The sequence below is a fragment of the Curtobacterium sp. MCJR17_020 genome, from assembly GCF_003234365.2.
Classification (GTDB): domain Bacteria; phylum Actinomycetota; class Actinomycetes; order Actinomycetales; family Microbacteriaceae; genus Curtobacterium.
The window spans coordinates 445823-459123 of sequence record NZ_CP126260.1; the positions used below are offsets into that span (position 1 = coordinate 445823).

The 13301-nt window shown below is 69.4% G+C and carries 12 protein-coding genes; 3 read left to right on the forward strand and 9 right to left on the reverse strand.

All coding sequences use genetic code 11. From position 1 onward, the window contains the following. Positions 1 to 10 precede the first annotated feature (10 nt). From DEJ14_RS02225 to DEJ14_RS02235, 3 genes are all read right to left on the reverse strand, one after another. Positions 11 to 2071, reverse strand: a complete 2061-nt coding sequence (locus tag DEJ14_RS02225) for a bifunctional copper resistance protein CopD/cytochrome c oxidase assembly protein (protein ID WP_111085405.1) — start codon at positions 2069 to 2071, stop codon at positions 11 to 13. 107 nt (positions 2072 to 2178) lie between these two features. Beyond that, the gene (locus DEJ14_RS02230) at positions 2179 to 2877 is read right to left on the reverse strand and encodes a DUF6882 domain-containing protein (RefSeq protein ID WP_146249752.1); all 699 of its coding nucleotides are present in this window, start codon (positions 2875 to 2877) and stop codon (positions 2179 to 2181) included. 9 nt (positions 2878 to 2886) lie between these two features. Then, positions 2887 to 3981: a GNAT family N-acetyltransferase gene (locus DEJ14_RS02235; protein ID WP_181437530.1), complete on the reverse strand. Its 1095-nt coding sequence runs from the start codon at positions 3979 to 3981 to the stop codon at positions 2887 to 2889. A gap of 89 nt (positions 3982 to 4070) precedes the next feature. On the opposite strand from DEJ14_RS02235, the gene dcd reads away from it, so the two are divergent. The 3 genes from dcd to DEJ14_RS02250 all read left to right on the forward strand — a co-directional run bounded on the left by dcd (position 4071) and on the right by DEJ14_RS02250 (position 5641). Beyond that, entirely contained in the window at positions 4071 to 4658 is a 588-nt protein-coding gene (gene dcd, locus DEJ14_RS02240; protein WP_111085408.1) for a dCTP deaminase, read from the forward strand. A gap of 123 nt (positions 4659 to 4781) precedes the next feature. Beyond that, complete coding sequence (locus DEJ14_RS02245; protein WP_181437531.1) at positions 4782 to 5297, forward strand: helix-turn-helix domain-containing protein; 516 nt, start codon at positions 4782 to 4784, stop codon at positions 5295 to 5297. After that, on the forward strand, positions 5294 to 5641 hold the full coding sequence (locus tag DEJ14_RS02250) for a HepT-like ribonuclease domain-containing protein (protein ID WP_111085410.1): 348 nt from the start codon (positions 5294 to 5296) through the stop codon (positions 5639 to 5641). The genes DEJ14_RS02245 and DEJ14_RS02250 overlap by 4 nt, the downstream gene beginning before the upstream one ends. 163 nt (positions 5642 to 5804) lie before the next feature. Here the strand turns inward: DEJ14_RS02250 and DEJ14_RS02255 are convergent, their stop codons facing one another. The 6 genes from DEJ14_RS02255 to idi form a co-directional block, all read right to left on the reverse strand. Further along, entirely contained in the window at positions 5805 to 6908 is a 1104-nt protein-coding gene (locus tag DEJ14_RS02255) for a substrate-binding domain-containing protein (RefSeq protein WP_111085411.1), read from the reverse strand. A gap of 52 nt (positions 6909 to 6960) precedes the next feature. Beyond that, positions 6961 to 8253, reverse strand: coding sequence for a multiple monosaccharide ABC transporter permease (gene mmsB / locus DEJ14_RS02260; protein WP_111085412.1), 1293 nt, complete (start codon positions 8251 to 8253; stop codon positions 6961 to 6963). Further along, positions 8250 to 9773, reverse strand: coding sequence for a multiple monosaccharide ABC transporter ATP-binding protein (gene mmsA / locus DEJ14_RS02265; protein WP_181437544.1), 1524 nt, complete (start codon positions 9771 to 9773; stop codon positions 8250 to 8252). Before mmsA ends, mmsB begins: the two co-directional genes overlap by 4 nt. Before the next feature lie 367 nt (positions 9774 to 10140). Further along, positions 10141 to 11160 carry a LacI family DNA-binding transcriptional regulator gene (locus DEJ14_RS02270; RefSeq protein ID WP_111085413.1) on the reverse strand — a complete coding sequence of 340 codons (1020 nt, stop codon included), beginning with the start codon at positions 11158 to 11160 and terminating at the stop codon, positions 10141 to 10143. A 164-nt stretch (positions 11161 to 11324) separates the two neighbouring features. Next, complete coding sequence (locus tag DEJ14_RS02275) at positions 11325 to 12389, reverse strand: magnesium and cobalt transport protein CorA (protein ID WP_111085414.1); 1065 nt, start codon at positions 12387 to 12389, stop codon at positions 11325 to 11327. A 348-nt stretch (positions 12390 to 12737) separates the two neighbouring features. Then, entirely contained in the window at positions 12738 to 13280 is a 543-nt protein-coding gene (idi, locus tag DEJ14_RS02280) for an isopentenyl-diphosphate Delta-isomerase (protein ID WP_111085474.1), read from the reverse strand. Positions 13281 to 13301 lie beyond the last annotated feature (21 nt).

Genomic DNA, 13301 nt, shown 5'->3' on the forward strand with positions numbered 1-13301 from the left:
GACGCGCGCGTCAGTCGCGGCGCGCGGTGTCGGTCGCGTTGATCGCCGCCAGACGTTCGTTGTAGGCCTTCAGATCGGCGTCGCCGTCGCGTTCGGCCTTGCGGTCGAGCCGCTTCGCGTCGCGCTTGTCCGTGCGGATCCAGTTCCGCACCACGAGCAGGGCGACGAAGACCATCGGCAGCTCGGAGGCGCCCCAGGCGATCCCGCCGCCGGTGTGCTGGTCGTCGAGCAGCGCGGCGTCGTTCGTCTGGCCGAGTGCGTGGAACCAGTCGATCGCGAACACCGACTGCGAGGTCATCACGGCGACGCCGAAGAACGCGTGGAAGGCCAGCGTCGCGAGCAGCGCGATGATCAGGATCGGGTACGGCGGACGCTTCGGCCCCGGGTCGACGCCGACGAACACCCAGAAGAACAGGTAGCCGCTCAGCACGAAGTGGACGACCATCGCGACGTGCCACTCGTGCGACTGCATCGCCGCTTGGTACGCCGGTGTGAAGTAGAACACCACGAGCGACCCGGCGAAGATGACACCCGCAACGGCGGGCTTCCCCATGAACTGCATGTACCGCGAGTGCACGAAGAGCATGAGCCACTCGCGGGCCCCGCGGGAACCGTCGTTGCGGACCGGCAGGGTGCGCATGGCGAGCAGCACCGGGCCGCCGAGCACGAGCGGCAGCGGCACGAACATCATGAGCAGCATGTGCTGGACCATGTGCGACGAGAAGTGGATCATGCCGTACACGGCCGGTCCGGCCGACGTGGTCCAGATGAACAGGGCGCAACCGATGACCCACGCGATGGTGCGCCCGACGGGCCACTTGTCGCCGCGCTTCCGGAGCTTCCGCACGGCGAGCAGGTACCAGACCGCCCCGACGACGGCGAGCCCGAGCCACACCCAGTCGATGTGCCACTGCGTCAGGTACGTGTGCATCGTCTGGGCCGGCGGGAACGGGAACCCGATCAGTCCGGAGCGGGTGTCCTCGCCGGTCTCGGGTGTCTGCGGGATCGGCGGCTGCGAACGGGACACGCCCACCGAGACGCCGATCGCCACGGCCATGAAGACGATCTCGGCGAGCGCGAACCGGGTGAACCGACGGCGGTCGAGCGGCGCGCGGAGCAGCCCGGGCACCAGCTTGCGGCGCTGCACGACGCCGGCGACCCCGAGCAGCACCAGGATGACGGCCTTGACCGTGATGAGTGCGCCGTACGGGGTCGTGACGAGGTCGAGCGGACCGGTCAGCCGCAGCGAGGCGTTGACGATGCCGGAGAACGCGACGGCGCCGAACGACCACCCGGCCAGCGTGGAGTACCGGGAGACCACCCGTCCGGTCGCACCCTTCGTGCGGGTGCGCAGCAGCACCACGGCGACGAGCCCACCGGCCCAGACGCACACCCCGATCAGGTGGATCGCGAGGGAGTTCACGGCGTTGGCGTGCTCGAGCGAGCCGGCGGCGTGGCCGGACAGTGCCAGGGGGAGCAGGGCGAAGAGGCCGAACACGGTGGCGACGGCGAGCGTCGTGACCCGGGTGGCGAACGCGGCGAGCACGGTCGCGATGAGGATCGCCGCCGCCGAGACCACGAGCGCCTGGCCGATCTCCACCTGGAACGCGAACAGCATGAAGTTGCGGGCGAACACCGGACTGGTGAGCGGGACGCCGAGGGTGTTGGCGCCGGTCAGCACGACGGTCACGGCCGCGGCGAGGAACCAGACCGATCCGGTCGCCGCCGCCCAGCGCGTGGCGCGGTGCTGCACGCTCGAGAGTGCCCGGTGGTCCTTCTTCTGCGCCGGCAGCGCGAACGCGGCGACGATGAGCAGCCCGACGGTCAGCGCCGCCATGGTGTCGTGCACCACGCGGGCGATCGGCAGGCCGTACTCGACCACGTCGCCGGCGGACACCAGCTGCTGGTTCGCGGTGAACGCCCCGGTGATCGTCAGGCCGAGGAGCGAGCACGCGACCGCGAGCGGGATGGCGACGACCAGCACGGTCGCGACGGTGGACTTGCGCGCGGTGACGGGCGCGGATTCCGGCGCCGGGCCTCCGGGCTGGGTTGCGGGGGACGTGACGGTCATCAACCTTGTTCCAGGGACGCGTGCGTCCGCGAGACCGCGGACCCTCCATGGTAAGCGGGTCGGTCTGGAGGCAGGGCGCGAGTCGCCGGAATCGGCTGCGGTCCGCCTCAGGCTCGCGCCGACGACCCCTGCAGGTCGCGGATCCGGCCCAGCTCGTCGAAGTCGACCGTGATGGTCCCGTCCGCCAACGTCAGTGTGCGCCCGTCCCAGGGGACACCGCGCAGCGACGCCCAGCTCCCCACTGCGCGGCGGTGGTCGTGCACCTCGGTCGTCTGCAGGCCCTCACCGAAGACCCTGACCATCCGAGGGACCGTCGGTGGCACGAACAGCAGACCCTCGAACAGCACCCAGAGGCGGGAACCTCCACCGACGTGCCCGCCGAAGCCGAACCACGAGCCGGTCGCCAGCCGTGCCGCGATCGACATGTCCCACGCGAACTCGTACCCGGCGTCTGCGGCGTCGGCCTGCCGGTGCTCGCCGAACGGGACCTCGCCCTGCACGAGTTCCGGGATGCCGAGCCGTTCGCCCAGCGCGCGGGTGGCGTTCGCGGCGACGAGCACCGACGCGGGGTACTGCGAGGGGTTCGCCCAGCCCCAGAGCCAGGTGCGCGGCCCCGGTGCGGCCGATCCCAGGAGCTGGATGCGGAACTCGCCCGGGTGCGGCCCGACGAACTGCAGGGTGCCGGCGGCGAGGTCGACGTTCCAGCGTTCGTGGTCGTCGTACAGGTCGGCGAGCTGCAGCTGCGCCTCCCAGGCCAGGAAGACTCCGTCGCTGACCAGATCGTCCATCCCCCGTGAGCGCGCCATGGGGGAACCCTACGCTGGGCGGTGTTCCCAGATCCCCTCGCTGCCGACGCCCACGAACCCGACGGCCTCGTTCACGTCGAGCATCGGGCGGTTCTCCTCGGCGTTGAACGTGATGATCGAGGGGTGCCCCGGGTGGTCGCGTTCGATCGTCTCGATCCCGACGACCTTGAGCAGCCACCCGAGCCGGTGCCCCCGGTGCTCGCGCAGCACGAGGGTGTCGCCCTGCATCACCGGCTGGGCCACGGGCCCGGGGACGGCGAGCTGGGTGAAGCCGACGAGTGAGCCGGACGGTACGTCCTCCACGGCGACGGTGCGCATGGTGCGCGGGCCGTCGTCGAGGTGCTGCTCGTGCGTCCGGAGCCGGTCGATCGTCCAGGCGTCCTCGGGCTCGGCCATGTCGCCGGCCGGGGCATCGGTGCTCATCCGGGTCAGGAGGAGTGCGACGTCCGTCTGCCACCGGGGCGGAGTCGGTCCGGCCCAGGTGTGCACGCGGTACCGGTCGGCCGCCGCCCGCGTCGCCGCGGCGCGGATGCCGGACAGTGCATCGGGGTCGGCTGGGAGCTCCAGACGGCTGATCCGGTTCACCTGGCCGAACCGCCAACCCCGGCCTGTCAGGAAGCGGACTCCGGGTTCGTCCTCGGGCACGGCACCGAACCCGGTCGGAGCACGGAGGTACCCGGGGCCTGCTGCCGGGCCGACCTGCCGTGACACGGCGTACGTCTTCCACTGCGTGCGGCCCTGCTGCTTCGCGACCGCTTCGACGTGCTCAGCCAGGAGCGTGCCGATGCCCCGGCGCCGGTGCTCGGGCGCCACGCTGACCGCCATCCAGCAGTTCGGGGCGTCCGCGACCGCCTTCGACTCGTACGAGCCGGTCCCCACCGCGGTCCCCTCGTCGTCACGGACCAGGAACAGTCGGCTGGGCGCGTCGGGGTCGATCAGGTAGGGCAGTTGTTCCTCGGGCGTCCAGAGCAGCTCCGGCAGCCCGGTGATCGACACCTCGGCGCGGTTCTGCACGGCGACCCACTCGCGGAACGCCCGCACGGTCTCCGGGTCGTCGTCCATCGTCGCGGGCACGACGAGTTCGTGGACGGTGTACGCGGTCATGGCGGTTCCTCCCAGCGGTGCGACGCCGCCCGGCCCCGGACAGCCTCGCAGCATATCGGCGGGGGTCCGCTGCCGCTAGGCTGCACGGCGTGCTGCTCTCCGATCGCGACATCACCGCCCAGCTCGCCGAGGGCCGGATCGGTCTCGACCCCCACGACGCCTCGCTCGTCCAGCCGTCGAGCATCGACGTCCGGCTCGACAAGTTCTTCCGGCTGTTCGACAACCACAAGTACCCGCACATCGACCCGGCGGTCGACCAGCCCGACCTGACCCGGCTGGTCGAGACCGACCCGGACGAGGCGTTCGTGCTGCACCCCGGCGAGTTCGTGCTCGGCTCGACGTACGAGGTCGTCACGTTGCCCGACGACATCGCCGCGCGGCTGGAGGGCAAGAGCTCGCTCGGACGCCTCGGCCTGCTGACCCACTCGACCGCGGGCTTCATCGACCCCGGGTTCTCCGGCCACGTGACGCTCGAGCTGTCGAACGTCGCGACGCTGCCGATCAAGCTCTGGCCGGGCATGAAGATCGGGCAGCTGTGCTTCTTCCAGCTGTCCAGTCCCGCCGACAAGCCCTACGGCTCGGCCGAGTACCAGTCGCGGTACCAGGGGCAGCGCGGCCCGACCCCGTCGCGGTCGGCGCAGAACTTCCACCGCGCGGACGTGTCGGCGCGCCCCTGACCGCGGTCCATCCGACTCGGAACGACTCCATCGACGTCGCGCGACATCGACGAAGACGTTCCGAGTCGACACCGCCGTGTCATCCGCGCGGACGAAATGTCGCATGCTGTGTATCGTTGCAGCATGTCCGAAGCTGCACCACGTCCGACGCCGACGGTGTCGGCGGCCGCGCTCATCCGCGACGCCCGTGAGCGCGCCGAACTCACGCAGGTGCAGCTCGCCCGTCGAGCCGGCGTCACGCAGAGCGTCATCAGCACGTACGAGAACGGCCGGCGCGAACCCTCGCTCGCCGCGCTCCAACGCATGCTCCGGGCCGCGGGCTTCACCACGTCGATCGACCTGCTCCCGGTCGAGGACCCACCGCCCCTGCGTGAGCGCGTCTCTGCGGCGCGACAGGACCTGATCGCCGTCGTCGAGCGGTTCGGCGGTCGGAACCCCCGGTTGTTCGGCAGCGTCGCCCGTGGTGAGGACGGCCCGGGCAGCGACGTCGACCTGATGATCGACGTGGATGCGGGCCTCGGCATCTTCGCGCTGATGCGGATCCAGGACGCGGCCGAACGGCTGCTGGGCGTGCGCGTCGACGTCGTGGACGCCGCCGGCATGAGCCCCGAGGTCGTCCGCCGCGCGGTGCCGCTGTGAGCCAGGACCCGACGACGCACCGCCTGGTCCGGGACCGACTCGACGACGTCATCGGTGCGTGCGAGGCGATCCGGCGCTACGTCGGGGACGCACGCCTGCCGGAGGACCTGGTGCACGACGCCGTCCGGATGCGGCTGGTCGAGATCGGCGAGGCGGTCCGTGTCCTGCCGAGCACCCTCACCGCGAGCGAGCCGGACATCCCGTGGTCGCGGGTGTCCGACCTCGGCGACCGGCTGACGCGGCGCTACTTCGACACCACCCGCGCGGTGGTGTTCGGCACGGCCCACACGGACGTGCCGCACCTGGCCGACGCGGCGCGTCGGTTGCGCGCGACGCGGCCCTGAGCCGGCGGGTCGCGTCGGCCCTGGACGCGCGTGCACGGCGGACGGGAGGCACGGATCAGGACGTGCACCGAGCCTCCCGTCCGCCGTGTGGCCGGCCCCCGGACGACGCAGGACGGCCCCGTCTCGCCGAGGCGAGACGGGGCCGTCCGTGGTGCTGGGGAGATCAGCCCTTCTTGGCGAGCTCCTCGAGGGTGTCGTTGCCCTTGTAGGCCTCGACGGCGTTGTCCTTGGTGACGAGGACCGGCGTGAGCTCGATCGCGGGGACCGTCTTCTTGCCGTTGTAGTTGTTCGTCTTGTCCATCGTCGTGTCGGGCTTGTCGCCCTTCGACAGCGTGGAGACGAGGTCGACGGCCGCCTGGGCTTCCTTCGACGTGTCCTTGAAGATCGTCGAGTACTGCGTGCCCTTCATGATGAGCGGGATGGACGCGGTCTCCGAGTCCTGGCCCGTCACGACGGGGTTGTCCTTGCCGGCGGCCTTGGTCGCGGTGAGGATCGCACGGGCGAGGGTGTCGTTCGGCGACAGGACGCCGTCGAGCTCGGTGTCACCCGTGTAGTACTGCGAGAGCAGGTCGGTCATGCGCGACTGGGCCTTCTGCGCGAGCCAGCCCTGCGTGACGACCTTCTGGAAGGTGGTCTGACCGGAGACGACCTTGATGGTGCCGTCGTCGATCTTCGGCTGCAGGACGTCCATCGCACCGTTGAAGAACACGGTCGCGTTGGCGTCGTCCGGCGAACCGGCGAAGAGTTCGACGTTGTACGGCTTGTCGCCCTTCTTCTCCTCGAGGCCCTTGAGCAGCGCCTCGGCCTGGAGCTGGCCGACCTTGAAGTTGTTGAACGCCACGTAGTAGTCGACGTTCTTCGTGTTCAGGATGTTGCGGTCCCAGGCGATGACGACGGCGCCGCGGTCCTTGGCGGACTTGACCTGCGCGGTCAGCTGCGAACCGTCGGCGGCACCGATGATGACGGCCTTGGCGCCCTTGGTGATCATGCCCGAGATCTGCGACTGCTGGTCCGGGACGGGGTTGCCGGCGTTGGCGTACTGGATGTCGGCCTTGAAGCCGGCGTCCTCGATCGACTTCTTGAACGCGGCCCCCGCGAGGACCCAGTTCTGCGAGGTCTTGGCCGGCAGGGCGACGCCGATGAGGTCGCCCTTCTTGATGCTGCTGGTGCTGCCGGCGTCGTCGGACGAGCCGCGTGCCGAGCAGCCGCTGAGGGCGAGGCCCGCGACGAGTGCCAGACCGATGCCGGCGATGAGCTTCTTGCGCATGAGATTGCTTTCTCTTCGTTGAGGTGGTGGTGCTGTGAGGGGAAGGGTTGGACTAGGGGAGGGTGATCTTGTCGGGCTGGTCCTCGATCGAGCGCGGCTGCTGCTGGGCCGCGGGGACCTCGGCGGCGTCCTTGCGCTGGAACTGCCGCAGCATGCCGCCGATGAGCGACGGACGTCCCTGCGACTTCGAGTAGACGTCGAAGGCGACGGCGACGAGCAGGACCAGACCGCGGATGATCTGCACCTGGTTGGACTCGAGGCCCATGAGCTGCAGACCGTTCGACAGCAGCGCCATCACGAGACCACCGATGATCGAGCCGGAGATGGTGCCGACACCACCGGCGACCGCTGCGCCACCGACGAACACGGCGGCGATCGCGTCGAGCTCCCAGCCGGTGCCGTCCGCGGGGCCCGAGGCGCCGGAGTAGGCGACGAACACCATGCCGGCGATCGCGGCGAGGATCGACATGTTCATCATGACGAAGAAGTTGACCCGTCGCGCCGAGACGCCGGACAGGACGGCGGCGTTGGCGTTGCCACCGACGGCGTAGACCTGGCGACCGAAGATCGTGTTCTTCGTGACGAAGCCGTAGACGATGGTCAGGACACCGAGGATGATCGCGACGATCGGGACCGAGGTGCCGACCGGGCCGGCGCCGAACAGGTACGTGGCGACGAGCGTGACGGCGACCAGGATGCCGGTGCGGACGATCGAGACCCACAGCGGCGGGACCTCGGCCTGCATCTTCCGGCGGCGGGCACGGCCCCGGGCCTCGATGATGATGAGCGCGAGGATCGTGACGAGGCCGATGAGCAGCGTGCCGTTGCTGAAGCCGAAGTCGGGGCCGAAGTCACCGAGGAACCCGGCACCGATCGGGGTGAAGGCGTCCGGGACGGGGACCGACGTCGAGTTGCCGATGATCTGGTTCACACCACGGAAGATGAGCTGACCGGCCAGCGTCACGATGAAGGCCGGGACCTTCACGAACGCGACCCAGAAGCCCTGCCACGCACCGATCAGGGCACCGCACACGAGTCCCAGGATGATGGCGGCCCACACCGGGAAGTCCCACACGGCCATGGACTGCGCCACGACGATGCCGACGACCGCTGCGACCGAACCCACCGACAGGTCGATGTGCCCCGCGATGATGACCATGACCATGCCGAGCGCCAGGATCAGGATGTACGAGTACTGCAGGAACAGGTTGATGACGTTGGTCGGCTCGAGGATGAGCCCGTTCGTCGTGATCGAGAAGAAGACCAACAGCACGATGAGGGCGATGATCATGCCGTACTGGCCGATGCTGTTGCCCTTGCCGAAGAGCAGTTTCAGGTTGTTCATGAGGCGGTGGCGCCCTTCCGCGCGGAGGTCATGCTGCGCATGAGCGATTCGGGATCGGCCTGGTCGGCCGGGAGGTCAGCGGTGATCTGACCCTCGAAGATGGTGTAGATCCGGTCGGAGAGACCGAGGAGTTCGGGGAGCTCGGACGAGATGAGGATGATGCCCTTCCCCTCGGCCGCGAGCTGCTGGATGATGCCGTAGATCTCGAACTTCGCGCCCACGTCGATGCCGCGGGTGGGTTCGTCGAGGATCAGGATGTCCGGGTCGGTGAACATCCACTTGGACAGGACGACCTTCTGCTGGTTGCCACCGGACAGCTTGCCGACGTTGTCCTCGACGCTCGGCACCTTGGTGCGGAGCATCTTGCGGTACTTCTCGGCGACGGAGTACTCCTCGAGCGAGTCGACGACGCCGACCTTCGAGATCTTCTTCAGGTCGGCGGCGACCGTCGAACGCTTCACCGTGTCGAGCAGGTTCAGGCCGAGCGCCTTGCGGTCCTCGGAGACGTAGCCGAGGCCGTTCTCGATCGCCTGCTGGACGTTCGTGACCTTGATCTCGCGGCCGTCCTTGATGATCTGGCCGTCGAGCCAGGTGCCGTACGAGCGACCGAACAGGCTCATCGCGAGCTCGGTGCGTCCGGCGCCCATCAGGCCCGCGAAGCCGACGATCTCACCGCGGCGGACGTGGAAGTTCGAGCCCTTGCAGACCAGACGTGACGAGTCGAGCGGGTGCTGCACGGTCCAGTTGCGGACCTCGAAGAAGGTCTCGCCGATCTTCGGAGTGCGGTCCGGGAACCGACTCTCGAGCGAGCGGCCGACCATGCCGCGGATGATGCGGTCCTCGTTGACGCCGTCCGCCTTGACGTTGAGCGTCTCGATGGCCTTGCCGTCGCGGATGATCGTGATCTCGTCGGCGATCTGCTCGATCTCGTTGAGCTTGTGGCTGATGATGATGCTCGCGATGCCCTTGGCCTTCAGCCCGACGATCAGGTCGAGCAGGTGCTGCGAGTCGTTCTCGTTGAGCGCGGCGGTCGGCTCGTCGAGGATGAGGAGCTTGACGTCCTTGTGCAGGGCCTTCGCGATCTCGACGAGCTGCTGCTTGCCGACACCGAGGTTCTTGATCTGCGTGTCCGGGTCGTCGGCCAGGCCGACGCGGGCGAGCAGGTCCTGCGCACGGAGCTGCGCGGCGGTCCAGTCGATTCGCCCGAAGCGGCCGGGCTCGTTGCCGAGGAACAGGTTCTCGGTGATCGAGAGCTCCGGGATGAGCGCCAGCTCCTGGTGGATGATGACGATGCCGGCCTGCTCGGACTGCTTGATGTTCGAGAAGCGGACTTCTTCGCCTTCGTAGACGATCTCGCCGCTGTAGGTGCCGTAGGGGTAGACGCCCGAGAGGACCTTCATCAGGGTCGACTTGCCGGCGCCGTTCTCGCCGCAGATCGCGTGGATCTCGCCGGCGCGGACGCTGAGGGAGACGTCGGAGAGCGCCTTCACACCAGGGAACTCCTTGGTGATCGAGCGCATCTCGAGGATGGTCTCGGGTGCGGTGATCGACCGGGTCTCGAGTCCGGTGTCGATCGGGTGTGACGCCACAGTGCATCTCCTTCTGCCGCTGCGATGCGGCAGTTCTTCGGGTGGTTCTGCTGCGGCAGCGAATGGGCGCAGGTGGCCTGCGTGGACTTCGTTGTCGCGTCCGGTGTCCTGCTCGTGTGACGCTCATGTGAACGGTCACATCGGCTGGACGGAGGTAATTTACGCACGTCCCCGGTGCGGCTGTCAATTCGGATTGGTCGCGTTTTCGTAACGGCCTGCGTGATCTGGCGGAAGCAGGCCGATCACGTCCCCCGCGTTGGGGTGATCGTGCGGAGTCCCGCACGTTCCACCGGTCGGGTCACCGGCCGCGCGGGGCTCCCGTGGACGCGCGCACGACGAGCTGCGGGACGATGTCGATCGGGCGGAGCAGCTCGTCCTCGCCGGGCAGGAGCAGGTCGACGCAGCGGCGTCCGAGCTCGGCGAAGTCGACCTGCACCGTGGTGAGCGGTGGCCAGAAGTGCTTCGCCTCCGGGATGTCGTCGTAGCCGACCACGGACAGGTCGCCCGGCACGTCGAGGCCGTAGGAGCGCGCCGCGTGCATGACGCCCAGGGCCATCTGGTCGTTCGAGCAGAACACCGCGGTGCAGTCCCGCCACCGCAGGAGTTCGCGGCCGGCGTGGTAGCCGAAGTCCGCCGTCCAGTCGCCGAGGATCGGCGGGACGACGGGCATGTCGCGGTCGGACATGGCGCGGAGGAAGCCCTGCATGCGGGCGTCCGCCTCGATCCAGTCCTGTGGGCCGGCGATGTGCCGGATGTACTCGTGGCCCAGGTCGAGCAGGTGCTCGGTCGCGAGTCTCGCGCCCTCCATCTGGTCGACCCACAGGGCGGTCGGGTCCTCGCCGACACTGGCCCGCATCGTGACGTACGGCGTGCGGATGCCGAGTTCCTCGATCAGGTCGAACACGCGCTGCTGGGGTGCGATGACGACGATGCCCTCGACGTCCAGGTCGAGCAGGTGCCCGAGCCCCTCACGGACCGCGGTGTCGGTCGCCTCGGCGATGTTCGCCGTCGTCACCGAGTACCCGCGCAGCATCGCCGCGTCCTCGATCGCCTGCAGCGCGACCGCCGGGCCGTAGTGGGCGCGCCGGGCCGTCAGGACGCCGATCGTGTGTGTGCGGCTCGTGACGAGGGCCCGCGCCGCACGGTTCGGCCGGTACTGCAGCTGCTCCATCGCCGCCAGCACCTTGTCGCGCGTGGCGTCGCGGATGGCGTCGGAGTTGTTCAGCACCCGCGACACGGTCTGGTGGGAGACGCCCGCGATCCGTGCGACGTCACGGATGCTGGGCGAACGCGGTTGCTGTGCCCGCGATGACGCCATTGCTGCTGCTCGTTTCCGCCCGGGGCCGTGGCACGTCGATGTGCACGTTCACATTCCGGGCCAGATCATTATGCACGTCCGGCGGATCGACGCCACCTGAACGTCGTCGAGGCTGCGGCCCGGTGGCATGCCGGGCCGCAGCCTCGCTGCACCCTCGCAGTGGCTCAGAGCCAGTTGCGCTTGCGGAAGATCGCCCACAACACACCCATCAGGGCGAGCATGCCGAGGATCGCGACCGGGTAGCCGTACCGCCAGTGCAGCTCGGGCATGTGGTCGAAGTTCATCCCGTAGACACCGGCGATCAGACCGGGGGCGAACAGGATCGCCGCCCACGACGAGATCTTCTTGACCTCCTCGCCCTGTCGGTGTGCAGCGCGGGCGAGCTGCCGGCTCTCCTCACCCTGCGCCAGGCTCGCACTGGTCATCCGCCGCATCGCCTCGTTCTGCTCCTGCGACACCAGGGTCGCGTGCAGGGTCAGGGCGTTCTCGAGCAGGGACCGGAACGAGTCGACCCGCTCCGTCACGCGCAGGGCGTGGTCGAGCACGTTGCGCAGCCGGTGCTGCACCTCGTCGTCGACGCCGTACTTGTCGGCCCCGCGGAGCAGGCCCTTCACCATCGCGGGCACCGGCTTCGTGGCGCGCTGGAAGGACAGCACCTCGCTGAGCAGCTGGTAGATGCGCTTCGAGACGCCGGGGTCGACCTGCCCGGCGAAGAGCTGGTCCTCGATGGCGTCGATGCCGTCCTGCAGCACCTCGACCACCGGGGCGTAGCCGTCCACGACCTCGTCCAGCACCGCGGCGGTCACGGCCTCCGAGCCCAGCGCCAGGAACTCCGGGTCGGCCTCGACCTGGGCGCGGAGCGCCGCGAGGTCGGGGCGCTCGGCGTGCCGGACGCTCACCACGAACCGGTCGCCGACGAACAGGTGCACCTCGCCGAACTCGACCGTGCCCGCGGTGCGGTCGAACCAGGCCGGACGGAGCACCAGGAAGAGCGTGTCGCCGTACCGTTCGAGCTTCGCGCGCTGGTGCCCCTTGCGGGCGTCCTCGACCGCGTTCTCGTGCAGGTCGAACTCGGTCGCGACGGCATCGAGTTCCTTCGGGTCGGGGCGGAGCAGTCCGATCCACGCCAGGTCGCACCGTGCGACCTCGTGGCGTGCGCCGAGCGACAGGGTCGACGGAGAGTCGATGCGACGTCCTTCGACGTAGATCGCGTTGTCGATCATTGCCATGCGCGTGCTCCTCGTGGTCGGGAGCAGGCAGGCGCGATGCCGCGGGCGGACCGCGGCGGGCGGAGGAGATCTAGGACACGGGCGCGGCGGCGAGGGGGAGGGGCTGCCGGCCCGCGCGAGGATGGTCACCCGACATCGCGCCTCACCTGCCCTTCTCCTGGTCGTGCGGCCGCGGTGCGCAGCCTCGTGGCCACAACCGTGGCCGACGTCAGACCCTACTCCGGACGCACGAGGGAGCCAAGCGCTCGGCCGCGCTCGACCGAGACTCGGCCTGGGCGACGGTTCTCGTGCTCGCGGGCACGAGGAGTGTCGCTGAGCCCGAGTCTCGGCCCAGGCGGCCGCGCCGGGTCAGCGCGTGATGTGCAGGCCCGCGGCCTCGAGCTCGGTCAGCTGCCAGCCCAGCCAGGGGCTCCAGCCGAACGGCGCACCGGCGACGGCGGCCCGCAGCGAGTCCTCGGAGACCCAGGCGTACTCGGCGACCTCGTCGTCCGCGGGGGCGGGCAGGTCATCGGTGACGGCGCGGAACACCGGGCAGACCTCGTTCTCGACGATCCCCGAGGCGTCGACCGCGCGGTACCGGAAGTCCGGCAGCACGAGCTCGACGTCGCGCACGGTGATGCCGAGTTCGCGCGATGCCCGGCGGGCGATGGCGTCCTCGAACGACTCGTCGGGGCCGGGGTGCCCGCAGAACGTGTTCGTCCAGACACCGGGCCACGTCTTCTTCGACAGGGCGCGACGGGTCACCAGGACGTCCCCGTCGGTGTTGCGGACGTGGCACGAGAAGGCCAGGTGGAGGGGCGTGTGGTCTGTGTGCACCGTGAACTTGTCCGCTGTGCCGATCGGGGTACGGTCGTCGGCCAGCAGGACCACGGTTTCCGGGAAAGCGCTCATCTGCACCGATAGGTTAGGCCA